Annotated in this window: 20 protein-coding genes and 1 tRNA gene; 14 read left to right on the top strand and 7 right to left on the bottom strand. The window is 69.3% G+C overall.

Translation table 11 applies throughout. The features are described from left to right. Positions 1 to 3: 3 nt before the first annotated feature. Positions 4 to 1,194 carry a cysteine desulfurase family protein gene (locus FWJ47_RS05080; protein WP_147104992.1) on the bottom strand — a complete coding sequence of 397 codons (1,191 nt, stop codon included), beginning with the start codon at positions 1,192 to 1,194 and terminating at the stop codon, positions 4 to 6. An 89-nt stretch (positions 1,195 to 1,283) separates the two neighbouring features. Between FWJ47_RS05080 and FWJ47_RS05075 the strand changes: the two genes are divergently transcribed. The 3 genes from FWJ47_RS05075 to FWJ47_RS05065 all read left to right on the top strand — a co-directional run bounded on the left by FWJ47_RS05075 (position 1,284) and on the right by FWJ47_RS05065 (position 4,555). After that, complete coding sequence (locus FWJ47_RS05075) at positions 1,284 to 2,348, top strand: J domain-containing protein (protein ID WP_147104989.1); 1,065 nt, start codon at positions 1,284 to 1,286, stop codon at positions 2,346 to 2,348. A gap of 9 nt (positions 2,349 to 2,357) precedes the next feature. Beyond that, positions 2,358 to 2,825, top strand: a complete 468-nt coding sequence (locus tag FWJ47_RS05070) for a tRNA (cytidine(34)-2'-O)-methyltransferase (RefSeq protein ID WP_246126170.1) — start codon at positions 2,358 to 2,360, stop codon at positions 2,823 to 2,825. Between the two features lie 83 nt (positions 2,826 to 2,908). After that, positions 2,909 to 4,555, top strand: a complete 1,647-nt coding sequence (locus FWJ47_RS05065; RefSeq protein WP_147104986.1) for an RskA family anti-sigma factor — start codon at positions 2,909 to 2,911, stop codon at positions 4,553 to 4,555. Here the strand turns inward: FWJ47_RS05065 and FWJ47_RS05060 are convergent. Both FWJ47_RS05060 and FWJ47_RS05055 read right to left on the bottom strand, forming a co-directional pair. Further along, a complete protein-coding gene (locus tag FWJ47_RS05060) occupies positions 4,552 to 5,319 on the bottom strand; it encodes a PIG-L deacetylase family protein (RefSeq protein WP_147104983.1) in 768 nt (255 codons plus the stop codon). The two genes, FWJ47_RS05065 and FWJ47_RS05060, sit on opposite strands and share 4 nt — an antisense overlap. Continuing rightward, a complete protein-coding gene (locus tag FWJ47_RS05055; RefSeq protein WP_170228485.1) occupies positions 5,316 to 6,836 on the bottom strand; it encodes a S1C family serine protease in 1,521 nt (506 codons plus the stop codon). Before FWJ47_RS05055 ends, FWJ47_RS05060 begins: the two co-directional genes overlap by 4 nt. A 65-nt stretch (positions 6,837 to 6,901) precedes the next feature. Here FWJ47_RS05055 and FWJ47_RS05050 point away from each other — a divergent pair, with 65 nt between their 5' ends. The 4 genes from FWJ47_RS05050 (at position 6,902) to pdxT (ending at position 11,032) form a co-directional block, all read left to right on the top strand. Further along, positions 6,902 to 8,485: a coiled-coil domain-containing protein gene (locus FWJ47_RS05050; RefSeq protein WP_147104979.1), complete on the top strand. Its 1,584-nt coding sequence runs from the start codon at positions 6,902 to 6,904 to the stop codon at positions 8,483 to 8,485. Positions 8,486 to 8,606: 121 nt separating this feature from the next. Beyond that, the gene (locus FWJ47_RS05045; protein WP_147104977.1) at positions 8,607 to 9,413 is read left to right on the top strand and encodes a PspA/IM30 family protein; all 807 of its coding nucleotides are present in this window, start codon (positions 8,607 to 8,609) and stop codon (positions 9,411 to 9,413) included. A gap of 96 nt (positions 9,414 to 9,509) precedes the next feature. After that, a complete protein-coding gene (gene pdxS / locus FWJ47_RS05040) occupies positions 9,510 to 10,418 on the top strand; it encodes a pyridoxal 5'-phosphate synthase lyase subunit PdxS (protein ID WP_147104973.1) in 909 nt (302 codons plus the stop codon). Continuing rightward, on the top strand, positions 10,415 to 11,032 hold the full coding sequence (gene pdxT, locus FWJ47_RS05035) for a pyridoxal 5'-phosphate synthase glutaminase subunit PdxT (RefSeq protein ID WP_147104970.1): 618 nt from the start codon (positions 10,415 to 10,417) through the stop codon (positions 11,030 to 11,032). Before pdxS ends, pdxT begins: the two co-directional genes overlap by 4 nt. A gap of 57 nt (positions 11,033 to 11,089) precedes the next feature. Here the strand turns inward: pdxT and FWJ47_RS05030 are convergent, their stop codons facing one another. Further along, positions 11,090 to 12,676 carry a sodium:solute symporter family transporter gene (locus FWJ47_RS05030; protein WP_147104965.1) on the bottom strand — a complete coding sequence of 529 codons (1,587 nt, stop codon included), beginning with the start codon at positions 12,674 to 12,676 and terminating at the stop codon, positions 11,090 to 11,092. 273 nt (positions 12,677 to 12,949) lie between these two features. Between FWJ47_RS05030 and FWJ47_RS05025 the strand changes: the two genes are divergently transcribed. After that, positions 12,950 to 14,197 carry a variant leucine-rich repeat-containing protein gene (locus FWJ47_RS05025; protein ID WP_147104963.1) on the top strand — a complete coding sequence of 416 codons (1,248 nt, stop codon included), beginning with the start codon at positions 12,950 to 12,952 and terminating at the stop codon, positions 14,195 to 14,197. A gap of 13 nt (positions 14,198 to 14,210) precedes the next feature. On the opposite strand, the gene FWJ47_RS05020 is transcribed toward FWJ47_RS05025, so the two are convergent. Beyond that, positions 14,211 to 16,016: an outer membrane protein assembly factor BamB family protein gene (locus tag FWJ47_RS05020; protein ID WP_147104960.1), complete on the bottom strand. Its 1,806-nt coding sequence runs from the start codon at positions 16,014 to 16,016 to the stop codon at positions 14,211 to 14,213. A gap of 183 nt (positions 16,017 to 16,199) precedes the next feature. Here FWJ47_RS05020 and FWJ47_RS05015 point away from each other — a divergent pair, with 183 nt between their 5' ends. Next, the gene (locus FWJ47_RS05015; RefSeq protein WP_147104957.1) at positions 16,200 to 17,951 is read left to right on the top strand and encodes a hypothetical protein; all 1,752 of its coding nucleotides are present in this window, start codon (positions 16,200 to 16,202) and stop codon (positions 17,949 to 17,951) included. A gap of 25 nt (positions 17,952 to 17,976) precedes the next feature. On the opposite strand, the gene FWJ47_RS05010 is transcribed toward FWJ47_RS05015, so the two are convergent. Next, entirely contained in the window at positions 17,977 to 18,921 is a 945-nt protein-coding gene (locus FWJ47_RS05010; protein WP_147104955.1) for a DMT family transporter, read from the bottom strand. Between the two features lie 90 nt (positions 18,922 to 19,011). Between FWJ47_RS05010 and FWJ47_RS05005 the strand changes: the two genes are divergently transcribed. The 4 genes from FWJ47_RS05005 (at position 19,012) to nrfD (ending at position 25,425) form a co-directional block, all read left to right on the top strand. Further along, on the top strand, positions 19,012 to 19,956 hold the full coding sequence (locus tag FWJ47_RS05005; RefSeq protein WP_147104950.1) for a LysR family transcriptional regulator: 945 nt from the start codon (positions 19,012 to 19,014) through the stop codon (positions 19,954 to 19,956). Positions 19,957 to 20,060: 104 nt separating this feature from the next. Next, entirely contained in the window at positions 20,061 to 23,360 is a 3,300-nt protein-coding gene (gene fdh, locus FWJ47_RS04995) for a formate dehydrogenase (protein ID WP_246126169.1), read from the top strand. Further along, complete coding sequence (locus tag FWJ47_RS04990) at positions 23,360 to 24,364, top strand: 4Fe-4S dicluster domain-containing protein (RefSeq protein WP_147104941.1); 1,005 nt, start codon at positions 23,360 to 23,362, stop codon at positions 24,362 to 24,364. Before fdh ends, FWJ47_RS04990 begins: the two co-directional genes overlap by 1 nt. Then, complete coding sequence (gene nrfD / locus FWJ47_RS04985) at positions 24,361 to 25,425, top strand: NrfD/PsrC family molybdoenzyme membrane anchor subunit (RefSeq protein ID WP_147104938.1); 1,065 nt, start codon at positions 24,361 to 24,363, stop codon at positions 25,423 to 25,425. The genes FWJ47_RS04990 and nrfD overlap by 4 nt, the downstream gene beginning before the upstream one ends. A gap of 22 nt (positions 25,426 to 25,447) precedes the next feature. On the opposite strand, the gene selD is transcribed toward nrfD, so the two are convergent. Further along, positions 25,448 to 26,455, bottom strand: coding sequence for a selenide, water dikinase SelD (selD, locus tag FWJ47_RS04980; protein ID WP_147104935.1), 1,008 nt, complete (start codon positions 26,453 to 26,455; stop codon positions 25,448 to 25,450). A gap of 100 nt (positions 26,456 to 26,555) precedes the next feature. Here selD and FWJ47_RS04975 point away from each other — a divergent pair. Beyond that, positions 26,556 to 26,650 (top strand) — tRNA-Sec (locus tag FWJ47_RS04975). Positions 26,651 to 26,711: the final 61 nt, after the last annotated feature.

Genomic DNA, 26,711 nt, shown 5'->3' with positions numbered 1-26,711 from the left:
ACCCTATTGGCGCCGCGAAGCGGCGAGGCCGGCCTGTTTGGCCTGGTCGATGATGCCGGGGAGAGCCGCGGCGAGCGCCTCGACATCCTCCTCGGCGGTGGTCCAGCCGAGGGTGAGGCGCTGGGCGCCGCGAGCCTCCTCCTCAGACAGCCCCATGGCCAGCAGGACATGCGAAGGGCGCGGCACCCCCGCCGTACAGGCAGAACCCGTTGCGGTGTCGAACCCGGCCATGTCCAGCATGAACAGCATCGAATCGCCCTCCGCGCCGTCCACCGTGAAGTGCAGGTTGTTCGGCAGCCGCTTCTCCGGGCGCGCCCTCGGGTCCGGGCCGCGCAGGGTCGCCCCCTCCAAAGGTCCGACGACGTCAGCCAGCCGGTTCCGCAGTCTGCTCAGCCGGGCAGCCTCACCGCTCAGCGAATCCACCGCCTCCTCCGCGACGGCGGCGAACGCGGCCAGCCCCGCGACGTCGAGCGTCCCGGACCGGATGTCGCGCTCCTGGCCTCCCCCGTGCTGCACAGGGGTCAGCTTCACGTCTCGCCGCACCAGCAGGGCCCCGATCCCCACCGGAGCGCCGATCTTGTGCCCGCTGATGGCCATGGCGGAGGCGCCTGACTCGGCGAAGCTCACCGGCACCGAGCCGAATGCCTGCACAGCATCCGTGTGGAGCGGCACCCCCGCCTCTGCGCACATCCGGCCGATCTCCTCCACCGGCTGAATCGCTCCCGTCTCATTGTTCGCCCACATCACTGCCACCAGGGCGATGGCCTCCGGATCCTCGGCGAGCAGACCGGCGAGCGCCTCGAGCTCCACCACTCCGTCACGGTCCACGGGGATCATGACAAGCTCAGCCTCCTCGTGGGTTTCGAGCCACTCGGCGGTGTCGAGGACCGCATGATGCTCGATGCCGGGCAGGAGGATGCGGCGGCGTCGGGCATCCTCGCCGCGACGCTGCCAGTAGAGCCCTTTGACCGCTAGATTGTCCGCCTCGGTGCCTCCGGATGTGATGATCACCTCACTGGGGTCCGCCCCCGCGGCCGCTGCCAGACGGGCTCGGGCGGAGTCGGCCGCCAGCCTGGCGCGACGGCCTGAGCCGTGCAGCGAGGAGGGGTTCGCCAGGCCGCTGTGCCCAGTGATGGCCTGCCCTGCAGAGGGTTTCAGCGGGGTGGTCGCGGCGTGGTCGAAGTAGGGCGGCATCACCGCGATTCTACGTGGGGCAGCCCGCCCGGAGACCGAAAGTCACACGAGCCGAAGCGGCATCTCCGGACAGCTATGCTGACTCTCTGATGAACGAGCCTGATCACTACGCCGTGCTGGGGGCTGAGCCCGGCGCCGATTTCAAGACCCTGCGCGCCGCGTACCACCGCCGCCTGCGTCAGACGCACCCGGATGCCGGAGGAACGGCCGACGCGTTCCACGAGGTGCAGATGGCCTGGGAGGTTCTGGGCAATGAGGAGGCCCGCGCCGACTACGACGCCTATATGCTCTCTGCGCCGCAGGAGCCCGAACCCGCCTACGAGCAGTCCCGCGGCAGCCACCAGCCCCCGCCGCCGCCGGACCAGGGCCTCTATACCCCCCAGTCCTTCGCAGCCCGCGGGTCCGCCGGCAAGCAGGACCCGCCGCCCCGGGATGAGCCCGCGCGCCGCGGCGGCGCCGACATCGCCGATCAGCCGGTGGAATACTACCCGCCCCTGGAGGAGTCCCAGCCGCTGCCGCTGCAGCACACCAGCCAGCGCATGCACGGCACCTTCAAGCGCGCCACGCTGTTCGGCGGCGGCGCGGCCAAGCGCGGCAACCGGCTGGCAGCACTGCTGGAGACCCACATCTTCCCGCAGGTCCCCGCCGCCCGGCTGTTCAACGACGTCTACGAGGCTGCCGTGCAGGTCGACCGCAGAGGCCGGGCCAAGCCCACCAGCAGCGACCGGATCCCCCACGTGCTGATCTGCGGGCACCGGCTGGTGGTGGTCGAGGCCCTGGAGGTCCGCGCGGACACCGCCGCGTGGGACGGCCACCGGGTCCACGCCGACGGCCGCAAACACGAGCTGCCCAACCTGCAGGCTGAGGCTCGCCGGCTGCGCGGCGCGGTGCAGGAGGCCATGCGCGCCACCGCCCCGCGGGTCCCCGCCCTCAGGGTGGACTACCAGGTGATCCTGCTCTCAGCCAGCGATGACCTGTTCACACCGGTGGTGCAGACCATAGGGGGCGCCTCCGGCCTGGACGCACCGCTGCCCGCCGGACGGGCGTTCAGCCAGATCACCCACCTTCTGACCGACCAGGAGCAGCCGAGCCTGGTGGACCGTCACCTGATGGCCGCCCTGCGCAGGCAGCTGGTCCACCCGACCGAAGCCTGAGCCGGCTCCGTGCGCCTGAACGTCATCCTGGACCAGCCCGAGATCCCGGGGAACACCGGCAGCCTGATCCGCCTGGCCGCCGTGGTCGGATTCGACCTGCACATCGCCGGGCCCACCCTGTTCGAGTTCACCGACGCCCGGCTCAGACGCGCCGGGCTGGACTATCACGACCTCGCGGCCATGACAGAGCACCAGGACCTCGACGCCGCCTATGCCGCCCTCCTCCCGCAGCGGGTGTTCGCGTTCACCGGCGAAGGCACGGTCCCGCACACTGAGGTGGAGTACCGGGAAGGGGACACGCTGCTGTTCGGCCGGGAGTCCACAGGCCTGGACGCCCGCGTCAAAGCCGACCCGCGGGTCACCGACCTGGTGCGGATCCCCATGCGTCCCGGAGTGCGCAGCCTGAACCTCGCGAACTCGGTGAGCATCGCCGTCTACGAGGCCTGGCGGCAGCACGGGTTCGACGGCGCGGCGTGAGGACCAGGGCCTGAGCCATCACATCTGCGGCCCTGCGGGGCGTCGCACATGGTCTGTTCGGCCCGTCTCATTAGACTCGCACCATGAGCACTCCGAACGGAACGGACGAGCCCGACCAGGACCCGCAGCACGACGTCGCGCCTGAGGGGGCCTACGAGGACGCTGCCGCACCCGGGCGCAGCGAGAAGGGCATCGAGCCGGACGCCGCTGATCCCGAGGAGAGCGCCCCCGCCCTCTCGGAGAACCCCACCCTGGCTGAGCTGCTGACCGGCACCGCCCGCGGCGACCAGGCCGCGTTCTCCATGTTCTACGAGTCCACCTCGGACGTGGTGTACGGCCTGGCTCTGCTGATGCACGCCGACACGGACAGCGCCGCCGCCTCCGCCCAGGCGGTCTACCAGCACCTCTGGGACCAGGCCGAGCCGCGCGCCCAGGATCTCCGCCTGCAGACGCAGGCCTCACAGACCCTCACCGACGAGTACGCGGGGTTCGAGCCGGAGGCGGACGCCGACCCCGCCGCGGGCGATGCCGCCTGGCGGCCCAACGAGTACGAGCTGGTGCTGGAGTGGCTGGTGCCGCTGGCCCACCGGATCTTCGCTGAACGGTTCCGGGAAGGTCTGGCTGAGCCGCTGCCGCTGGCCCCGGTTCCCCAGTCCGAGGGCGGCGGGGTCGCAGGCCTGCCCGAGGAGGTCCTCGAGGATCTGCTGCCCCTCTCCGACTCGCAGGTGCAGTCCCTGGCCCTGACCTACCTGGCCGGCCGCAGCCACCAGCAGGTCGCCCAGGAGGTGGGCGCCGCCGTCCCGTCGGTGAAGTCGCGCCTGCGGGATGCGATGACACGGCTGCACAGCGCCCGGCTGGAGGATGAGAGCCGGGACCGACCGGGCGAGGGCGATCCGATCCTGCGGGCCGCAGTCACCGCTGACGACATCGCCCGCGGCACCGCGGTCAACCGCAACTTCAGCAGCGAGATCGCCGCAGACCTCGACAAGGGGCTGCTCACCGAGCTGGCGGAGCCCTACGCGCTGGATGCCGTCGACGACGCCGAGCGGGCGCTCCTGGACGAGGCCGCGCTGACCGCTGAGGCCTCCATCGCCCAGCAGTGGGACACCCGCGTGCTCGCCGCCCGCCGCACCCTCGCTGAGATCTTCGCATCCCACCCGGTGGCCCCGCCGTCGGGCCTGCTGGATGCGGTGCTCGGCTCTGTGGGGCACAAGGAAGTCGGCATGGGCATGGTGGAGACCGCCGGGTTCGACTCCGAGGAGACCGAGCGGCAGGTGCCCAAGGCCAAACGGTGGATGCTGGTGGCCGGGTTCCTGGGCGTGGTGCTCGTCGGGATCCTCGTATGGCTGATCATCATCGCCGCCGGCGACACCCGCAGCGCCGTGGAAGCCGACGAGGACGCCTACACGGTGGAGCAGGAGATGAACGAGGAGGGGCAGCTCCGGGCCGTGCTCTCCGAGCAGGAGGACGTCGGCTTCCTCGAGTTTGAGGACGTCCCGGAGCTGGAGGGCGACGCCACCTATCAGATGTGGCTGCTTCCGGTGGACGAGAGCCCCATCTCTTCCATGGGCAACTACACCGCCGATGAGCTCGAGGACGACGGGATCGACATCAGCGGCCTGGCCCAATACCAGATGCTGCAGATCACAGTGGAGCAGGTCCGCAACGAAGAGACCCCGCAGGGCGACACTGTCGCCGAGGTGTCGCTGCAGGTGCCTGAGGAGGGCTAGAACCCCGAAATAGTGTCAGGGGCGTTGACCACCACGTGGTGGAACTCCTCGGCGTACCCGTCTCCGCCGTGGATGCGGAGCATCTGGTCCGTGACGAACCCGACCATGCGTTCGGCGTCGCGGTGCTGGGTGAAGTGGCGGCTGAGCGCCTCGATCTTGCGGTCCTGGAAGCCGGTGACGTCCACCCGCAGGTTCACGCGCTCTGCGGGGGCTCCCATGAGCAGCAGGTGCTTGATCCTGAATGCCTCCAGCCCCTGCTCGGCCAGCTCCGGATAGGCGAAGGGGTTCTCCACAGCCGGGTAGGCGGCCCGGACGACTGCCTCCCCGCAGGCGAGGTGGTCAGGGTGCGCGGCCTGCATCCGGTCCCAGTTCCGCTCCGGGTGGAAGGAGAGGACAGCATCGGGCCGATGGGTCCGCATCAGGCGGACCACTTCGCCGATGAGCTCGTAGGAGGGCTCCACGAACCCGTCCCGCTCCCCCAGCAGAATGACCTCTCTGATGCCGAGGACCTCGGCGGCGGCCTGCTGCTCGGCGAGACGGATGCGGGCGGTCTCCTCGGCGCTGCGGCCGGTGTCGAAACCGCCGGCGTCACCCGCCGTGAGCAGCACCAGGGTGACCTCCGTCCCCTCCTCAGCCAGGGCGGCGAGCGTGGCGGAGGCCCCGAAGTCCACGTCGTCGGGGTGCGCGCCGAAGGCCAGAGCCCTCCTGGCGCCGAGCTGCTGCCCCAGCTGGGCCGGGGTCAGGATCTCTGCGGCGGAGGTCATTCCATCTCAGCCAGGGTGGCTTCCGCCTCGTGCTCCTCGCCGTCGCGGAGGACGGTGAGGCTGATGGTCTCCCCTCCCCGGAACTCGCGGATGGTGGCGGAGAGCGCGAGCTGCCCGTCGATGCGGCGATCCTCGACCTCTGTGATCACGTCGCCGGCCTGCAGGCCGGCCTCATCGGCCGGCAAGCCGTCCATCACCTCTGTGACCAGGGCGCCCGCTGTGAATGCGCCGCCGCCCATGATCGGCTCGCTGCCGTCAGCCTCGAGGATCTGCTGGTTGATCTCCGGGTCGTGCGAGGCGTCGGTGCCCATCAGGCCGATCTGCCCGTGGGAGGCGCTGCCGTGCTCGATAAGGTCCTCAGCGACCCGCTGCGCATAGTCGATCGGAATGGCGAACCCGACGCCGATGTTGCCGCCGGTCTCGCCGAACATGGCGCCGGAGGATGCGATCGCGACGTTGACGCCGATGACCCGGCCCTCCGAGTCCACCAGGGCGCCCCCGGAGTTGCCCTGGTTGATGGCGGCGTCGGTCTGAATGACGTTGAGGAAGATGGAGCCGCCGGTGCTGGGCGGAGCCTGCTCGCCCTCCTCGTCGCCCTCGCCGTCCGGGAAGAAGAACTCGAAGCCTTCGCCGTCCTCTCCCTCCTCGGCGGGAGCGTCGGCTCCTGGGTCCTCCGCCTCGGCGGAGGCGACGGTGATGGTGCGGTCCAGCGTGGAGACGATGCCGTCGGTGACCGTGCCGGAGAGGCCCAGGGGCGCACCGATGGCGATAGCCCGGTCGCCCACGTTGAGCTCCCCGGAGCTGCCGAGCTCCGCGGGAGTCAGGTCAAGATTCTCAGCCCCCTCCAGCTGAACCACGGCAAGGTCGGAGACGGGGTCGGTGCCGACGATCTCGGCATCCACGGAGGTGCCGTCGTAGAGCTGCACCTGGATGTTGGGATCCGCGCTGGCGCCGCCGAGGGTCACCACGTGGGTGTTGGTGAGCACGTGGCCCTCCTCGTCGAGGACGATCCCGGAGCCGGAGCCGGCGCCGCCCTCCTCAGCCACTGCGAGAGTCACCACGGACGGGGACGCCTCGGAGGCGGCCGCGGTCACGATGGTGGCGTCCTCAGGGTCGTTGACCTCGATGGCGGACTCGTCGTCCGTCTGCTCCCCGACAGCCTCATCGCCGTCCGCGGCCTCGTCGCCTGCGTCACGATCCGCGAACGCCAGCAGGCCGGCGACCAGGCCGCCTCCGATCAGGGCTGCGACCAGGGTGCAGGCCAGCAGCGCGAACAGCCCGACGCCGCGCCTCTCCTTCGCGGGCGTCTGGGCCGGGACGGGATGCTGGGCCGGGGCCGGCTGCTCAAGCGGGGGCGCTGCAGACTGCTGGTCGTGCTCCTGGTGGGCGGCATTCGCGTAGCCGCCGCTGGGCGTGCCCCAGCCCGGGGTGGGGCGGGCAGGCTCCATGTGGCCGTAGTGGTAGTCACCGTCGTCGTCCCGCTGGTCGCCGCGCTGGCCGTTGGGGTCCTCGGTCATGAGGGTGTCCTCGCTCCTGTGGATGGACAGTCGGTGTGTCCTGTTCGTTCTATAGACTCTGGGACATGGTGCCAGAAGCTTCTGCATATTTCCCGGTCGTCCCCCCGATGCCGCTGGGAACGCTGGTGGGCCCGCTGCTGATCGGAGCAGCGGTCCTGGCGCTCATCGGGCTCGGAGCAGTGTGGGTCTCCGGCTCCGGCCGATCCTCCGGGCGGCTGGCCGCGGGGGACCGCGCCCAGCAGCTGCCGGCGGGTGAGCAGGACCCGCTGGATGAGCATCCCACGGATGAGCTGCGCAAGCAGGCCGGCTCCCTGCTGGTCAGCGCGGACAACGCGGTGCAGGAGTCGGAGCAGGAGCTGCTGTTCGCCTCCGCCGCCTACGGGCAGGAGAAGGTCGAGCCCTTCCAGGAGGATATCGACCAGGCCAAGGAGCACCTGCGGGAGTCCTTCCACCTGCAGCACCAGGTGGACTCTGCTCGCGCCGGTCGTGAGGAGCTGGACGAGCAGACCGTCAGGGAGCGGCTCAAGCAGATCATCCGGCACTGCGAGCAGATCAGCGAGACGCTGGACTCCCACCAGGACCAGTTCAATGAGCTGCGCAGCCTCGAGCGCAACCCGGACCCGGCCATCGAGAAGCTGGCCGAGAGGATCTCCGAGCTGGCTCCCCGCCGGGAGGCCTCCGAGCGCGCGCTGGAGGAGCTGGCCCGGGCCTACGACGACGAGGCCCTGCGCCAGTACCGTGACAACCTCGCACAGTCCGCCGAGGCGCTGAAGGCCGCCGAGGACGCCCGAGCGGAGGCAGCCTCGGCCGTCGAGCGCGGCGAGACCTCCGAAGCGGTCCTCACCCTGCACTCCGGGGAGCAGGCCGCCGCCGACGCCGGGGAGCTGGTGGACTCCCTGGAGCACACCGAGGAGCGGCTGCGCACCGCCCGGAAGAACCTCGAGATCGGCATCGCCCAGACCGAGACGGACATCGCCCAGGCCAAAGCCGTCTACGAGGCGGGGCAGGGCCATGATCTCGCCGGTCCGGTCGCCGCCGCGGAGACCGCCGTCCGCCGCGCCAAGGATGCCCTGGCCTCCGGGGGGCGCATCGACCCGCTGGAGCTGCTGGAGGCCCTGGAGATCGCCCACCGGGAGCTTGACGAGCCGCTCAACGCCGTCCGGGACCAGCAGGCCAAGGACCGCAGGGCCCGCGAGGTGCTCGACCACGAGCTGCTCACCGCCCGCAACCAGGTGCAGTCCTCCGTGGACTACCTGCGCTCGCGCAGGTATGGGATCTCCGCGACCAGCCGCACCCGCATGGCTGAGGCCGAGCGGCGCCTCGCCGAGGCGGAGAGCCGCGGCGCCGGTGAGCCGGCCCGGGCGGTGGAGGCCGCGCAGCAGGCCAAGCAGCTGGCAGTCCAGGCCGCGCAGATCGCCCAGCGGGAGCAGGCCGAGGCCAACCTCGGAGGCTCTGGGAACTTCGGCCCCGGCTACCAGACCCCCGGAGCCGGGATGGGCCGCCCCCGCTACGGCACCGGGGGAGGGTTCGGCGGCGGGTTCGGCATGGGCATGGGCTACGGCCGCCGCTCCCCCATGGGCAGTGCGATGCGCACCGCACGGATGGCGAACCGCATGTCCGGCGGCCGGCGGCGGCGCGGGCTCTTCTGAGGAAGCCCGCGGAGCTCCGCAATCTCATCCCAGAGGCTGACGCTGTGTCCGCCCCTGCTACTAGGATCGAAGGTGTGATCGTGCCACCGCGATGCAGCCCGATAAGGAGAAGGTGATCACCGTGAGCAAGCAGTCCATTTTCGGCCGGATGTCCCAGCTGATGCGAGCCAACGTCAACGCGATGCTCGACCGGGCGGAGGACCCGGAGAAGATGCTGGACCAGATGGTCCGGGACTTCACCAACAACATCAGGGAGGCCGAGGAGGCCGTCGCCCAGACCATCGGCAACCTGCGGATGATGGAGGACGACTACAAGGAGGACCTCGACACCGCCCGCGAATGGGGCCAGAAGGCCCTGGCCGCCTCACGCAAGTCTGATGACTTCGGCAAGGACGGCGATGAGCAGTCGGCGGCGAAGTTCGACAACCTCGCCAAGGTCGCCATCCAGCGCCAGATCGACTCGGAGAACTCCGCGAAGGCCGTGGAGCCCACCATCCAGTCCCAGCGCGAGACGGTCGAGCAGCTGCGCAGCGGCCTGGAGCAGATGAAGACCAAGCGCCAGCAGCTGATCAGCAAGCGAGACGAGCTGGTCGCCCGCTCCAAGGCCGCCCAGGCCCAGTCGCAGGTGCACGACGCCGTGAAGTCCATCGACATCATGGACCCCACCTCCGAGCTCGGCCGCTTCGAGGAGAAGATCCGCCGCGACGAGGCCATGGTCCGCGGCCAGAACGAGCTGGCCGCCTCCTCCCTGGACTCCCAGTTCGAGCAGCTTGAGGACCTCGGCGAGCAGGCCGAGGTGGAGGCCCGCCTGGCGGCCCTGCGCTCCGGCGGCTCCTCGGAGCCCCGCTCCCTGGAGGCCGGCGGCGACGAGTCCGCCGTGGACGAGTCGGACTTCGCTGCCCTGGAGGCTGAGAAGGACAAGGCCTGACCCGGCTGAGGGCGGGCATAAACCTGCCGTGTTTGGTGTAATGGAGGGTGGACTCTTTGCAGTGCACCCTCCATTCACCTTCTCTAGGAGATTTTTGTGACCGTCAACGGCTCTGACAACGGTGCGGCTTCCAGCACCGGCACCGTGAACAAGGGACTGGCCCAGATGCTCAAGGGCGGTGTGATCATGGACGTGGTCACCCCCGAGCAGGCCCGGATCGCTGAGGAGGCGGGCGCGGTGGCCGTCATGGCCCTGGAGCGCGTCCCCGCCGACATCCGCGCCGAGGGCGGCCTGGCCCGGATGAGCGACCCGGAGCTGATCAGCTCCATCGTCGACGCCGTGTCCATCCCGGTGATGGCCAAGGCGCGCATCGGGCATTTCGTGGAGGCTCAGGTGCTCGAGCACCTGAAGGTGGACTACATCGACGAGTCCGAGGTCCTCTCCCCCGCCGACGAGGCCCACCACATCGACAAGACCCAGTTCAACGTGCCGTTCGTCTGCGGCGCGACGAACCTGGGCGAGGCGCTGCGCCGCATCGCCGAGGGCGCCTCCATGATCCGCTCCAAAGGAGAGGCCGGGACCGGCGACGTCATCGAAGCCGTCCGCCACCTGCGCACCATCAGGGGTGAGATCGCCCGCCTCTCCGCCCTGGACGAGGTGGAGCTGTTCGCCGCGGCGAAGGAGCTCGCAGCCCCCTACCCGCTGGTCAAGCAGGTCGCCGCCGAGGGCAGGCTGCCCGTGGTGCTGTTCGTCGCCGGCGGTGTGGCCACCCCGGCAGACGCCGCCATGATGATGCAGCTGGGCGCCGAGGGCGTGTTCGTGGGCTCCGGCATCTTCAAGTCCGGCAACCCTGCCGCCCGCGCTCAGGCGATTGTGAAGGCCACCACCTACTACGACGACCCGTCTGTGGTCACTGAGGTCTCCAAGGGCCTGGGCGAGGCGATGGTCGGCATCAGCGCCGGCAACATCCCCGAGCACCACCGTCTGGCCGAGCGCGGCTGGTGAGCAGGACCCCCACCATTGGTGTCCTGTCCCTGCAGGGCGCCGTCGCTGAGCATGAGCGCGCCCTGCAGGCGGCCGGCGCCCGCACGGTGAAGGTCCGCCGCCCCGCCGAGCTGGCCGGCCTGGACGGCCTGGTGGTTCCCGGCGGCGAGTCCACCGCGATGGCCCGTCTCGCGGCGCCGGCGGGGCTGATGCCGGCGGTCCGCGCCCGGCATGACGAGGGCATGGCCCTGTTCGGCACCTGCGCCGGCCTGATCCTCATGGCGGACCAGGTGCTGGACGCGGAGGCGCTGAAGGGCTTCGACCGGATCCGTGGACTGGACGTGGTGGTGCGCCGCAACGCCTACGGCAGCCAGCTGGACTCCTTCGAGACGGAGCTGGACACCCAGCAGATCCCGGAGTCTCAGCGCCGCCTGCCGGCGGTCTTCATCCGCGCACCCATCATTGAGGACGTCTCCGGCAAGGACGTGGAGGTCCTCGCCGAGACGGGGATCGGCGACGGCGAGACCCGCCCCGTGGCGGTCCGCCAGGGCAACCGGCTGGCGGCGAGCTTCCATCCGGAGCTGACCCCGGACCACCGCCTCCACGAGCTCTTCGTCGCCGTCGCCCAGGCGTAGAAGGACCGTTTCCACCTACACGTCCGGAGCCGGAACGGAGCACTGGCGCGCAGGCTGCTAGATGAAGGGCACCACGACGGCCACCGTCAGCCCCACCATGCCGATGGCGGCGTACCGGTACCGCTTGTACCAGGGCTTTTCGGCCTGCTCGGCGGTCTCCCGGTCCCAGACCTCGCGGCTGAACGTCACCTCACGGATCTTCTCCGGGTCCGGGGCCTCCTGCGCCAGAGTGATGACGGTGAACATCACTGCCGAAAGTACGAACATGATGCCTGTGGCGTACAGGAACTGCACCCCGTGCAGGTCCAGCAGCTCACCAGTGATGAAGCCGACCAGGCCCAGCGGCGCGATGATGATCAGCGTCCAGAAGGCGGCTCCCGCCGTCGCCCGCTTGAAGAAGATGCCGCCCAGCAGCACCACCACGAACGGCATGGTCACGTAGCCCAAGAAGCTCTGGAAGTACTCGACGATCGTGTCGAAGGTGAGGATGACCGGTGCCCACAGCACGGCGATCACCATGAAGACGCCCACCAGGATCCGGGAGAGCCGCAGCAGCTGCTTCTCCGTGTACTGCTTCTTGCGGGTCTTCACGAAGTCGTTGACCACCAGGGAGGAGGCGCCGTTGAGGACCGAGTCCAGGGTGGACATCAGGGCTGCGATCAGCGCCGCGACGACCAGGCCCCGCAGGCCCTCCGGGAGGTACTCGAAGACGAGGGAGGGCCAGGCCATGTCCGCGTCCTCCAGATCGGGGAAGACATCCCGGGCGAGGATGCCGGGGAAGATCAGCAGCACAAGCAGCGGCAGCTGCATCAGGCCGGCGAACAGCACGCCCCAGCGGCCGTGGTCCAGGTTCTTCGCCGCCAGCACGCGCTGAACCACGATGTGGTTGGAGACCCACACGTAGAAGCCCAGCCAGATCGCGCCGGTGAAGATGCCCGGCCAGGGCAGGAAGTCGTCGTCGGCAGGGCGCGCGATCGAGAAGTCCTCGTCCCCGGCGATCTCCGGGAATGCCATCCAATCCCAGTCGAAGTCCTGGAACAGGAACACGAAGATCACGCCTGCGGCGACGAACAGCAGCACCCCCTGGATCGTGTCGGTGATCATGACTGCGCGCAGACCGCCCAGGATCACGTAGACGCCGCCGAGGATCGCGATCGTGATGATGTGCACCATCAGCGGCACATCCGGGAAGAGGAGGCTGAGCACGAGAGCGCCGGCGAACATGCCGCCGGCCGAGTCGATGAGCATGCCTGTGACCACGGTGAACCCGGAGAACGCGTGCCGGGAACGTCTGTCGTAGCGCTTCTCGAGGAACTCGGGGACGGTGGTGATCTTCGACTGCAGGTAGATCGGCAGGATGAACATCGCGAAGACGACCAGGACGAGGGTGGCCATCCACTCGTAGTTCCAGACTGCGATGCCCGTCTCATAGCCGGCGCCCGCCAGACCCAGGAACTGGGTGCCGGAGAAGTTCGTGACGATCAGCGAGAAGCCGACCAGCGGCCACACCATCCCGCGCCCGGCGAGGAAGAAGTCGTCCGAGTCCTTGGTCTTCCGGCCGGACCACCAGCCGATGAAGATCGTTCCGACGATGAAGAGCGCGATGACGGCGAGGTCCAGGGCGCCGAGGTCGAAGTCAGGCATAGTGCCCCACGGTGACAGCCATCACTTGCTGATCCCTGGCCGATTCCTGGGAGCCCGGTGGACGCAAGGTGTGTGCCGCCGTCGCGCCCTGTTGTCCGCAAGAGTTCAGCCGACCCTCTCTGCGCGGCGCTCCCCTGGCCGCCGCGAACTCGGGAGGCGGCCGCGTCGAGGACTGGCAATTCGCGGATGACGAGCCCACCGGTGAGGACGGGGGTCCCTGAATCGCGATAGGTTGCTCAGCAGACCTCTCCACCGACAAGGAGCAAGCACGACATGACGGACGGACCCCAGGACGCCGCGTCGCAGGCCGCAGACCCCAGCACCTCCGCCCAGGAGCTCTACGAGCTGGCCGCCGCCCGCCCGGAGCTGCGCGCCCAGATCGCCGAGCACCCCAACGCCTATCAAGGGCTGCTCGACTGGCTGGGCACCCTCGGAGACCCTGACGTCGACGCGGCACTGGCGCGGCGCGTCCGCGAAGCAGACCCCCAGGCCACCCAAGTGCTGCCTGACAGCGGCCGGCAGGACCCGCAGCAGACGCAGGAGTTCGGGGCCGTCCACCACGAGCAGCCGGCTCAGCACGGTGTCCCTCCCTGGGAGGACCAGACCGCCGCCTACCCGCAGCAGCAGGCGTGGGGGCAGCATCAGCAGCAGGGCTATTACCCTGCTGCCCCCGCCAGCGGCCACCCAGGCCCGTATCCGCCCCAGGGCGGCTACGGGCAGTGGCAGCAGCCGGAGGCCCAGGAGGAGGAGCGCCGCAGCCCGGCCGGCATGTGCGCGCTGCTCGCCCTGCTGGTCCTCATGCTCGTCGGTGCGCTCGTCGCCGTCTGGGCGCTGTTCCTCTCCGGCGACGATGACGACGAGCCGGTCCAGGAGCCTCCTGCCGAGGAGCAGCAGGAGCCTGATGACCAGAACGGCGACGACGAGGCCGAGGAGGAGCAGGCCCAGCCGGTCACGCCGCAGTCCCCGGAGTTCGACGAGGAGGACGGCGTCCTCACCATCCCTGACATCGAGGGGGTTCAGTACTCGGTCGAGGGCAGCGCCGCCAGCGGCGAGGTCGGCCTGGAGCCCGGGGAGAGCGTCACCGTGACCGCCGAGCCTGAGGACGGATACGAGTTCCTCGACGACGCCACCGCCGAATGGGGCTTCACCGCTGAGGACGACGGCGAGGAGCGGCCAGCACCGGGGAACGCAGCCACCGGGGACGCATTCTCAGCGCCCAGCGGAAACATCCACTGCGAGCTGGGCAGCGACGACGTCACCTGCACGATCGACGAGCACGACTTCAGCGCCCCCTCCGGGTGCGAGGACGGCACCACCGTCAGCGTGGGCACCACCGGCAGCTCAGAGCCCGACTGCGGCACCAGCGTGAGCTCACAGCCCGCGAGCCTCGACTACGGCCTCTCCATGACCAACGGTGACTTCGCGTGCACCTCCGATGAGTCCGGCGTCGAGTGCTGGTCCGTCGAGACCGGCAACGGCTTCACCCTCGCCCGGGAGACCCTGGACCTCTACGACTGGTGAGGCGGAAGCCTGCCTACTGGAGCAGGCTGATGTCCCCGGCCTCATCGTCCACCAGCAGCAGACGATCGCCGACCTGATGGATGGACTCGGAGTCGGTGCGGTAGTCGTACCACCACTCGCTGCGCCCGTCCTCCCAGCCGTAGGCGGCCAGCTCCCCGTAGACGTCGACGTAGAGGAACTCCTCGCCGACCCACACACCGTGGGGGCTTCCCTCCAGGCGCTCGCTGAAGATGACCTCGCCGTCGGAGTCCAACAGGGTCACCTCGTCGGTGGATGAGTTCAGGCCGATGATCCGGTCATCCTCGGAGGCGGCGTGGATATGGGTGACCTCGGCCCGGGCGGGCTGGTCCCACTGCTCCTCACCGGTAGAGGCGTCGAGCAGCATCACGTCGGTGTGCTGGTCGTCCGAGCGGGAGCCTCCGGCCACCAGCAGACGGTCGCTGGCCTGCAGGACAGCAGCGACCTCGACCGGACGGTCCCAGGCGGGCCTCAGGTCCTCGTCCAGTCCTTGGATCTCGTAGCCGTCGCCGCGCGCACGAATCTCGAGCAGCTCGCCGTCAGCCACCACGTAGCGCTCCCGGTCGCCGCGGTTGGCGAGGCCTTCGATGCCGGAGCCGTCCCTCAGACTGATGAAGTGGCCCTCGGCCCCATCACCCTCACGCTCAGTGCCGTTGACCACTGCGTAGGGGCCCAAGCGGCCGCCGTCGGGCTCGATGGTGAGGGCAGCGGCGTTCGGGCTCGTTCTGCTCAGGCGCAGGTCGGACTCCCACTGGACCTCATCAATGCTGCCGAGGCTGCGGTGCTCCATGGCGGAGAGGGACTCCGTGCCGTCGGCGGCCTGGGCGAGCAGGATGCCGTCCTCGAAGGCGTGGACGCTGCGGTGTCCGTCCAGGCTGGTCTGCTCCTGTAGTGCGCCGTCGGAGCCGTCCACCACGGCCAGGTGGGTGACAAGCCCGGCGTCGTCCTCATCGGCCCCCTCCTCCTGCCAAGAGAGGACAGCCGAGCCGCCGACGGTCCGCACATGCAGGAAGGGGAAGGGATAGTAGGAGTGCGGGTCAGCGGAGACCTCGAAGTCCGCCAGGACCTCGGTGAGGTCGATCTCCCACTTGGGCTCGCCGGAGTCGATGTCCAGCGCCATCACCGGAAAGCCCGCGTCCGGAGCGCTGGGCTCACTCGGCAGCGAGGAGCCGAAGCCGGCGCCGTTGTGATGGTCGTCCCAGCCCAGCTCAAAGCCCTGATCGCTGCTCACTGCGTCCTGGCTGTACCACTGGTACTCGGAGGGGATCGTGCCCCAGGTGCTGGGCCGGCCGTCGTCGTCCCATTCCTCCCAGGTCTCCCACCCAGCCTCGTAGTCGCCCTCGACGCCCTCGTACCAGTCGCCGGACTCCAGCTCCTCGGAGAGCTCACCCCAGCTGGAGGGAATCTGGTGGACCAGGACGGTGCTGTCGTCCAGAGCGCTGACCTGCGGGCTCGACCAGTCGAGCCGGCTGTCGCCGAGATCATAGGGGGCCCGCCAAGCGGTTCCTGGACGCTCATCGATGTCTGCGATGCGGAAGGGGCTCTCTCCGCCCCCGCCCCCGCCGCCGATCAGGCGCGGCACCAGCAGCGCCCCGGTCACCACGAGCGTGATGACCAGCACGGCGGCGACGCCGATCACCGCCAAAGTCAGCGCGTTCAGCCGGCCGAATATCCCCGGCGTGCTGCGCGGAGGCTTCCGGCCCGCCCCCGGCGGCGGCTTGGGAGGCTGGGGCGGGGCAGGCGGCTGAGGGGCTCCGCTCGGCGGCGTCGGCGGGACGGGCGGGCTGCCGGAGTCTCTCATCATGTTCCCCTCATGAGACGGACCGCGGGCGGCCTCGTGCCCCCGCTGACACGACACTCAGCTTAGCCGGACGGTGACGCGCGTCGCTTAGCATGACGAATCTCACGCAACACTCGCCGCGTGTGAGCCCCGACCCCATAGGCTGTGAGAAGGCAACGATCAGGTTCTTGACGAGGGGTTCGCGTGAGTGACAATCAGCCGCAGGGCGCGGTCGACGGCAATGGCCAGTGGCAGCCCGGCTTCCATGACCCCCAGGGGACCTGGTACGGCGGCTTCTACGACGCCCATGGCCAGTGGCAGCCCGGCTTCTACGACCAGCAGGGCACCTGGCACGCCGGCTTCCACGACCAGCAGGGCACCTGGCACCCAGGCTTCCGCGCTCCCGACGGCACCTGGACAGACATCAGCCGGGCCGCACAGACTTCCCCTCAGCAGGAGGATCCGGAGGAGCAGGCTGACGACGCCGCCCCCGCTGAGCAGCAGGCGACCCACGCCGCCGACGCACCGGAGCAGGCCGAGCCCGCCGACGAGCAGCCCACCGAGGTGCTGCCGGCGGAGTCCCCCTCCGAGGCCGGGGGTGACGTCCCCGGAGACTCCTCCGAGCAGCTGCAGGCGACCACGGCCCTGCCCCCGCTGAGCGCCAGCACCCCCGCGGACCCCGCCGCGGCCGCTCATGAGCAGGCGCCGGCTCAGCACCAGGAGCAGCAGCCCTACCAGCAGCCGGCGGCTCACCAGAATGAGCCCGAGAAGAAGGGCAGCGGCAGCCGAGGGATGTGCCTCGTCCTGGCGATCCTCAGCCTCGTCACCGCAGCCATTCTGGCGGCGGCCGCCTGGCTGCTGCTCATCAACGAGGACACCCGCCAATGGGATCTCTTCGGCGACGATGGGGAGAACGCTGAGGAGCGGGATGAGGAGCGCCTCGACGAGCATGGTGACGAGGAGCAGGAGGCGGATGACGAGGCCAGCGTCGTCGAGCCCGGGTTCTTCCTCCAGGAGCCGGACGAGGCCGGTTTCGAGCGCGGCGAGGACTTCGCCGAGCTGCCGACCCTCTCCTCCCCGGTGGGCAGCGTGGCCTTCGACGAGTTCGCCGAGGTGGAGAGCGTGGAGGTGGACGGCGAGCCCGCCGTCGCCCCCGAGGGTGAGGAGCTGCGCTACGTCGCCTGGAGCTACGTCCCTGCTGAGGAGGAATGGCCCGAGGACGGCGAGCTGACTGTGCGCATCGGCGGCGAGGACCAGTCCGGCCCCCTCTCAGACGAAGACGTCAGCGGAAGCTTCATCGCCTCCGTCGCAGACGAGGACGCCCTCGTGCTCACCGCCCACGGCGTCGAGCAGGAGGTCAGCCTCAGCCAGGGGGACCTCGACGACGCCGACGCAGCGCTCTTCCGTCTGCCGGAGGTCCCTCACACCGATGAGATCGGCGCGACCTTCAGCTTCCCGGAGCAGTCACTCAGCGACGGCGATGACTCCGCCGAGCACGAGACCGAGCTCACCATCAGCCGAGCCATGCTCACCTACGAGCACGAAGAGCTCGAGTGGGACCTCGATGAGTACAACGACGGCTACAACGAGGGCACCAGCGACAACTGGATGCTCTACGGCCTCGAAGGCACCGGGCCGGCTGAGGCCGGCAGCATCTGGCTGATCCTGGACATGCGCATCGAGATGCAGGGGCCCGACGGCACCCTCGACTTCGACGGCGGCACCTGGACCATCACCGCCACCGATGAGGACGGGCAGAGCACCCAGCACGAGTACACCTCCCAGGCCTCCGGCATCAATCAGTGGCCCTACGGCGACTACGGCGCGGCCCTGCAGATCCCCATCAGCGCGAGCGCCGTGGAGCTGACCGCCGAGCTGGACATCGACTACGGCGGGGGCAGCGACACCATCGAGACCGACGAGCCGGTCATTCTCGAATTTCCCGTCGAGGACTGACCCTTCCGGCCCGGGCCGGTGCTGCTCAGCTGAGAGTGGTGCTGGCCGCTCCGAGGGCAACGACGGACGCGGCGCACGCCAGACCGGCCCACCCGCGGCGGGCGGGCCGCTCCCGCAGAATGGCCACCGCCAGAAGGATGGGCACCGCCGGGTAGACGGCAACGATCGCCGAGGTGGTCGCCAGCCCCACCCCGGAGGCGCTGAGGTGGAACAGCAGCATGCCCGTGGCGCTGAGCCCGCCGGCCACCAGCACCAGAGCCCCGCCGCGCCCGCGGGGCATCAGCTGACCTTTGCGGCGGGCAAGAACCAGCACCAGCATCACCACGAATGAGGCCGCCGCCCACGCGAGCAGGCCCTGGGTGAAGGTCTCGCCCGGGATCTGCGCCACACCCACCAGCTCCACCGCGTAGCCCAGCCCCGCGCAGAGAGCCAGGGGCGCGGAGCCGCGACGGGACTGCGTCCTCGGCTCCGGCAGGCTGCCGTGGGCGGCGACGGTGGGGATGGAGGAGGTGACCACCGGCAGCGGGGAGGTCACGACCGCGGCCGTCCCGTCTCCGCGCTTCTGTGAGACGAGCAGCCAGACGGTCAGCATCGCCATCCCGATCAGCACCAGCCTCACCGGCGTGATGGCCTCGCCGAGGAAGCTCATGGCCACCAGGCCGGGGGTCACAGTGGCGGTCACCGTGGAGGCGCCCACCGCCAGGGTGAAGGTGGCCCGGGAGAGGGCGGCGTACAGGCACAGTGAGCCGGCCACCCCGCCCAACGCGGCGACGACGCCCCACACGAGCGCGGGGATGCTCCATGTCTGCGGCAGCGGCTGCTGCAGCAGCAGAGCCGCGGCCACAAGCACCACGCCGTACTGAGTCCAATAGGCCACGGCCAGCGGTCCCGACCGACGGCTCACCGTCCCGCTCAGGTAATGGCCGGCGCCGAACATCACGGCCGCGCAGACGGCGTAGCAGATCTCCATGACGACTACTGTCCGGCGTGATGACCTTGTACGTCCACGGCACAGTGATCGGCATTTCCATTGCTCACACAGCAATGGTTGACTGGTGGGATGGGTGTTCGGCTGATTGATGAGGCGCTGCCGCTGCTGGAGGCGGTGGCGCAGTACGGCGGGGTCAACGCCGCCGCTGACGTTTTGGGCCGCAACGCGTCGGGCATATCCCGGCAGATCCAACGGCTCTCAGCCGAGCTGGGCACCCCGCTGCTGGAGCGTCAGGGCCGCACCGTCGAGCTGACCGCGGCCGCTGAGGCTCTGGTGCGGGCGGCCCCGCAGCTGCACGCCGCGGATGAGGCCGCACGGATGGCAGTCTCCGACGCGGCGGATCCGAGCGTGGGCGAGCTGCGGATCGCCTCGCACGTCTTTGCGATCTCCTCGATCGTCCTGCCGGCCCTCCACCGTTGGGGGACAGTGTGGGAGCACAGCGTCTGGCGCGTGCGGGAGGCCGAGCCGGCGCTGGGGCAGCGTCTGCTCACAGCGCGGGAGGCCGACATCGTGATCATGCCTGCGGGCCCGCATGCCCCGGCTGATGACCACCCTCGCTTTGCGGTGCGGCGACTGGTCACAGAGCCCGCGGACCTGATTGTGCCGCGCGGGCACCCGCTCGCGGTCCGGGAGGATGAGGTGAAGCTGGCTGAGGCCTCCCAGGAGCCGTGGATCCTGGGATCTGCCGGGCAGGGGTCTCGGCAGGAGATTCTGGAGCAGTGCTCAAAGGCAGGCTTCACCCCGCCGGAGGACCACCATGCCCAGGACTGGACGGCCGTCTCCACCCTGGTCGCCTCCGGGCTGGGAGTCTCCCTGATGCCGCGGATGGCACCCACCCATCCCGGGGTGGTTCGCGTCAGCCTCTCCGGGCCCACCGCCCCGGTCCGCACGATACTGACAGCGGTGCGCCGCGGCTCCGAGCAGCGCCGGCTGATCTCGGCGGCCCTCGACATCCTCACGACGACGGCGGCGGACGCGGTCGCCAGCCAGCAGCCGCTGCTCGGCCTCGGCTGAGCGCCTCGCCTCGGGTCCGCTGACGCGCGCGGGCTGCCCCATGAACCTCGCCGAAGGAATATTGCCTCTTCACCCGACGAGGACTTTCCACTATCGTACGAACTATGGAACGGCTCACGCCTCTAGAATGGCCCGTCATTCGCCAGCTGCGCTCCCGGGACTCCACCGGCCGCGGCGCCGCGGTGACGTCCAAGCAGACGCGTGAGACCACCCCCCGCACTGACGACGCTGACACCGTGGTGCAGAGCATCTGCCCCTACTGCGCGGTCGGATGCGGCCAGAAGGTCTATGCCAAAGACGACCGCGTGATCCACATTGAGGGAGACCCCGACTCCCCCATCTCCCGCGGACGGCTCTGCCCCAAAGGCGCAGCCAGCGAGCAGCTCGTCAACTCTGCGGGACGCCAGACCAAGATCCTCTACCGCGCTCCGCGCTCGCACGAGTGGGAGGCGCTGGACCAGGACCGGGCGATGGACATGATCGCCGACCGGTTCATCGACGCTCGCCGCCGCCACTGGGAGGACCACGACCAGCACGGCAATCCGGTCAACCGCACCCTAGGCGTCGCCAGCCTCGGCGGGGCGACCATCGATAACGAAGAGAACTACCTGATCAAGAAGCTCTTCTCCGCCGCCGGTGCGGTGCAGATCGAGAACCAAGCGCGCATTTGACACTCCTCCACGGTTCCCGGTCTGGGAACCTCGTTCGGGCGAGGCGGCGCCACACAGCCCCAGCAGGATCTGGCCAACGCTGACTGCATCGTCATTCAGGGATCCAATATGGCCGAGTGCCACCCTGTCGGATTCCAGTGGGTGACTGAGGCGAAGAAGCGCGGGGCACGCATCATTCACGTCGACCCTCGATTCACGCGCACCAGCGCAGTGGCCGACAAGCACATCGCTCTGCGCGCCGGCAGCGACATCGTGCTCCTCGGCGCGCTGATCAACTATGTGCTGAGCAACGACCTGCACTTCGAGGAGTACGTCCGCCACTACACCAATGCGGCCACCATCGTCTCTGAGGACTACCAGGGCGCCGAAGACCTGGACGGCCTCTTCTCCGGCTACAGCCAGGAGAAGGGCACCTACGACGAGACCTCCTGGTCCTACCAAACTTCTGGTCGTGACGAGAAGGTTGAGCAGCCCGGCCCTCAAGAGGATGGCGATGAGGCGGAGCCGCAGGAGTACGGAGAGGGCGGTCCGCCCCTGAGCCACGCCGACCTGGCTCACGACGACACCCTGCAGGATCCGCGCTGCGTCTTCCAAGTGCTGAAGCGTCACTACCTCCGGTACACCCCAGAGATGGTGGAAGAGGCCTGCGGCATCTCCGCCGAGGACTTCCGGTACCTGGCCGAGTCGGTGGCCAAGAACTCGGGCCGCGACCGCACCACAGCCTTCTGCTATGCGGTGGGCTGGACCCAGCACGCCCAGGGCGCACAGTTCATCCGCACAGCAGCTGTGCTGCAGCTTCTCTTGGGGAACATGGGACGGCCCGGCGGCGGCATCATCGCCCTGCGCGGCCACGCCACCATCCAGGGCTCCACCGACATCCCCACACTGTTCAACCTCCTGCCCGGCTACCTGCCGATGCCCGAGGCCGGACAGCACAACACCTTGGATGAGTTCACCGAAGCGATCGGCTCAAAGCATCAGAAGGGCTTCTGGGCCAACGCCGACATCTACACCGTCAACCTGCTCAAGGCCTGGTGGGGCGATGCCGCGCACCAGGACAACGACTATGCCTACGAGTACCTGCCGCGGCTGACCGGAGCCCACGGAACCTACCAGACAGTGGAGCGTATGCTCCGCGACGAGCTCGACGGCTACTTCCTGGTGGGACAGAACCCCGCTGTGGGCTCCGCCAACGGCAAGATGCAGAGAATGGGCATGTCCCATCTGAAGTGGCTGGTGGTCCGCGACTTCAACCTCATCGAATCCGCCACCTGGTGGAAGGACGGCCCCGAGATCGAAAGCGGCGAGCTGCGCACTGAGGACATCGACACCGAGGTCTTCTTCATGCCGGCGGCCAATCACACAGAGAAGGCCGGGTCCTTCACACAGACCCAGCGACTCGTCCAATGGCGTCACCAAGCCGTGCATCCGCCCGGGGACGCCCAGAGCGAGCTGCAGTTCTTCTACGAGCTGGGCAGGCGCCTCCGGGAACGCCTTGCGGACTCCGATGACCCGCGGGACAAGCCGCTGCTGGACCTGACCTGGGACTATCCCACTGACCAGCACGGAGAGCCCGATGCCGAGGCCATCCTGAAGGAGATCAACGGCTATCATGTCTCGGGAACCGAGGCAGGAAAGCCGCTTTCGGCCTTCACCGAGATGCGCGGCGACGGTTCCACCGCCGGAGGCTGCTGGATCTACACCGGGATCTACGCCGACGGGGTCAACCAGGCGGCGCGCCGCAGACCCGGCCAGGAGCAGGACGAGACCGCCGCCGAGTGGGCCTGGGCCTGGCCGGCCAACCGCCGTGTGCTGTACAACCGGGCTTCGGCCGACCCCCAAGGGCGTCCGTGGAGCGAGCGCAAGAAGTACATCTGGTGGGACGCCGACCACGAGCATTGGACAGGCAAAGACGTCCCGGACTTCCCCAAAGGCCTGCCGCCGGGAGCGAAGTCAGATCCGGAGGCGGGCGGCCCCGAGGCGCTCGCCGGCGACGACCCCTTCATCATGCAGGCCGACGGCAAGGGGTGGCTGTTTGCGCCCAGCGGCATGGCGGACGGACCGATGCCCACCCACTATGAGCCCCCGGAGTCGCCGATCTCGAACCCTCTCTACGGGCAGCAGAGCAACCCTGCGCGCATCGTCTTCCCCCGCAGTGACAACCTGCTCGCGCCCTCGGCGGTGGATCCGGGATCCGAGGTCTACCCCCACGTCTTCACCACCTATCGCCTGACCGAGCACCACACGGCCGGAGGCATGAGCCGGTTCCTGCCGTACCTCGCCGAGCTGCAGCCGGAGATGTTCTGCGAGGTCTCCCCGGAGTTCGCAGAGCTGATCGGCCTGGAGAACTATGGGTGGGCGACCATCATTTCGCCGCGCTCGGCCATCGAGGCCAAGGTGCTCGTCACCGATCGGGTCCGCCCCCTGACCGCCGGCGGCCGACGCATCCACCAGGTGGGGCTTCCTTACCACTGGGGAACCGGCACAGACGCAGTGGTGGAGGGCGATGCGGCCAACGACCTGCTGGGAATCACGCTGGACCCCAACGTCCATATCCAGGGGTCCAAAGCCGCCCAGTGCGCCGTTCAGCCGGGCCGGCGCCCGCGCGGCCGGGAGCTGCTCGACCTGGTCGAGGATCACCGGCGGCGGGCAGGCGTCACCGCGCAGACAGGCAACGAACGGCTCACCGTGCCCTACGGCGAGTCGGACGACACCACCAGTGAGGAGGAATGATGGGTTCGCTCACCGAAGATCTCCATCGCAGCGCCGAAGCCCACGGGGACCGCGCCGAGGCCCGCAAGTCGTTCTTCACTGACACCTCGATCTGCATCGGGTGCAAAGCTTGTGAGGTCGCCTGCAAGGAGTGGAACCGCAATCCGCAGGACGGTGACCTGGAGCTGCTGGAGTCCTCCTATGACAACACCGGCGGGCTGGGCGCGAATACCTGGCGCCACGTCGCCTTCGTGGAGCAGGACAAGGACCGTATCGAGACCGCGCGAGAGTCCGGCAGGCAGCTGGTCGAGCTGGGAATGCCGAGCGTGGGGCCGCCCCCGTCGTCCGGTTCGGCCTCCGCGGCAGGATCCGACACCGCTCCCCCGGACACCGACGAGTTCCGTTGGCTGATGTCATCGGACGTGTGCAAGCACTGCACCCACGCCGGCTGCCTGGACGTGTGCCCCACCGGGGCACTGTTCCGCACCGAATTCGGCACGGTCAAAGTCCAGGAAGACATCTGCAACGGCTGCGGCACCTGCGTGGGCGGATGCCCGTTCGGGGTGATCGAGCGCCGTGATGAGGGGATCATTCGGGCCAAGGTGGAGCGGAACCAGTCCAAATTTGCCCAGGAGGTGCCCAATGAGGGCACTGCCAATAAGTGCACGTTCTGCCACGACAGGCTCGTGGACGGCCAGACTCCGGCCTGCGCCCAGACCTGCCCCACCACCTCGATCAAATTCGGCGAGCACACCGATATGGTCGCCCAGGCCCGCGAGCGCGTCGCCGAGCTGCACAGCCAGGGCATGACTGAGGCCCGCCTCTATGGGGCCAACCCCAATGACGGCGTCGGAGGAACCGGCTCCGTGTTCCTCCTTCTGGATGAGCCGGAGGTCTACGGCCTTCCGCCCGACCCCCGTGTTCCCACGAAGGATCTGCCGCGGATGTACAAGCACACCGCGATGGCCGCGGCCGGCATGCTCGCCGCAGTAGGGGCTTCCTTCGTCTGGGGAGGCCGCCGGTGACGACGTCGCAGCACGACGCCTACCGACACCCGGAGCCTCGTGCGGAGGGCAGAAAGCGGAAGGCCGACGAAGGCGCGCGCGAAGTGCCGGTGGTCGAGAAGCCGAACTTCTCCTCCTACTACGGCCGGCCGGTCGTCAAAGCCCCGCCCTGGGGCGACGAGATCGCAGGCTACCTCTTCCTCGGCGGGCTGGCCGGCGGCTCCTCTCTGCTCTCCGCCGGGGCCCAGCTGACCGGCAAACCGATCCTGCAGCGCAATGCACGGATCATCTCCCTGGGCGCGGCCGGGCTGGGCACTGCGGCGCTCATCCATGACCTGGGCCGGCCCGAACGGTTCCTATACATGCTGCGCACGTTCAAGCCCACCTCGCCGATGAGCATGGGCAGCTGGCTGCTGAGCTCCTTCAGCACCGCGGCAGGTGTCACCGCCGCCGTGGAGGTGGACCGTCTGTCCCGATACCGGCTGCCCCTGGGCCCAGGCCGCCGTCTGCTGCACGGGATGGAAGGGCCTGCCGAGGCGGGGACGGCCCTGCTGGCTGCTCCCCTGGCCAGCTACACCGGCGCCCTTCTGGCCGACACCGCGGTGCCCACTTGGAACGCAGGCCGCGACGAGCTCCCGTTCCTGTTCGCCTCCTCTGCGTCCCTGGCGGCTTCCGGCGCGGCGCTGGTCTCAACGCCGACGGCCCAGACGCAGCCGGCCAGGGCGCTCTCGGCGGTCGCGGGCGTGGGCGAGGTGATCTCGATGAAGGTGATGAAGAAGCGGATGCACCCTGCCGAGGCTGAGCCGCTGGAGAAGGGCGCTGCCGGCACCATGCTGAAGTGGGCTGAACGGCTCACCGTCGCCGGCGCGGTCGGATCTGTGCTCCTGGGCGGTCGGCGCGCGCCGGCGGCGGCCAGCGGGCTGCTGATGCTCGGAGGATCCGCCCTCACCCGACTGGGGATCCTGCGCGCAGGCATCGCCTCAGCTGAAGATCCCCGGCACACGGTGGAGCCGCAGAAGGCCCGGCTGCAGGCAAGGCAGGCCGATGGGGTGGTGGACGACTCCATCACCACCCTCGCCTGAGCGGCGATGATGACGCTCAGGCTCAGCGGATCTCGAGGACCGGGCCCCCGGTCTCCGGAGCCGGCGTGGTGTGCCCGATGACCGGGTAGCCGGGCACTTCCCCGACCACCAGCAGACCGCCGGATGTCTGAGCGTCTGCCAGCGTCAGCAGCTCTTCCTCACCGATGCCGCCGCCGGCGCTGAGATGCTCACGCACCCAGTCGAGGTTCCGCCGGGTGCCCCCGGAGACATACCCCTCACGCAGCGCCTCGGCTGCTCCATCGATCAGCGGGACCGCTGCGGCTTCGAGACGGGCGCCGACGCCGGATCCTCGGCACATTTTGTACAGGTGGCCCAGCAGCCCGAAGCCCGTCACGTCGGTGGCCGCTCGCGCGCCCGCTGCGACAGCAGCCTGAGCGGCGTCGCGGTTCAGCGTGACCATTGTCTCAACTGCTTCGGCGAAGACCTCGCCGGTGGTCTTGTGGCGGTTGTTGAGCAGCCCCAGGCCGATCGGCTTGGTCAGCGTCAGGGGCAGACCCGGCTCGGCTGCGTCGTTGCGCAGCAGATCCTGGATCGGCGCGGTGCCTGTCACAGACAAGCCGTACTTCGGCTCCGGATCGTCCACCGTGTGGCCGCCGATCAGGGGGCACCCTGCCTGTTCGGCGACCGCCAGACCGCCGCGCAGCACCTCAGCCAGCAGCTCCATCGGCAGAGTCTCCCGGGGCCATCCGACCAGGTTGATGGCCACCATCGGCGTGCCGCCCATCGCGTAGATGTCGGAGAGCGCGTTGGCCGCGGCGATCCGGCCCCAGTCATAGGCGTCATCGACCACCGGGGTGAAGAAGTCAGCGGTGGAGAGAACGGCGGTGCGGCCGTCGAGGCGAACCGCTGCGGCGTCGTCGCCGTTGTTCAGGCCCACGAGGACCTCGTCGTGCTGCGGAGACGGCAGGCCGCCCAGCACCTCCTCCAGCTCGCCCGGCGGGATCTTGCACGCACATCCTCCGCCGTGAGCGTAGGTCGTCAGTCGCGGTGCAGCAGCATGAGCGGGCATGGGGCCGAGTATAGGAGCGCAGGAGGAGAAGGTCACCCTCAGGCTGCATCTCCCCTTCTCAGGGGCCTGCGGCCGGGAGCCTCCGTGGTACTTTGAGGGAGGAGGCGTATGAGTCCTGGTGGGCTCCGCGGTCTTCAAAACCGTTGAGACCGAGCATCTCGGTCTGGCGGGTTCGATTCCCGTCCGCCTCCGCCACACGCGCACAGGCGCCGCCTTGCCGAGAACGCTCCGCGGCGACGCCACCACCGGTCGGAGG

Source organism: Nesterenkonia populi (assembly GCF_007994735.1).
GTDB classification, from domain to species: Bacteria; Actinomycetota; Actinomycetes; order Actinomycetales; family Micrococcaceae; genus Nesterenkonia; species Nesterenkonia populi.
This window is presented reverse-complemented; position numbering and strand designations above follow the sequence as displayed.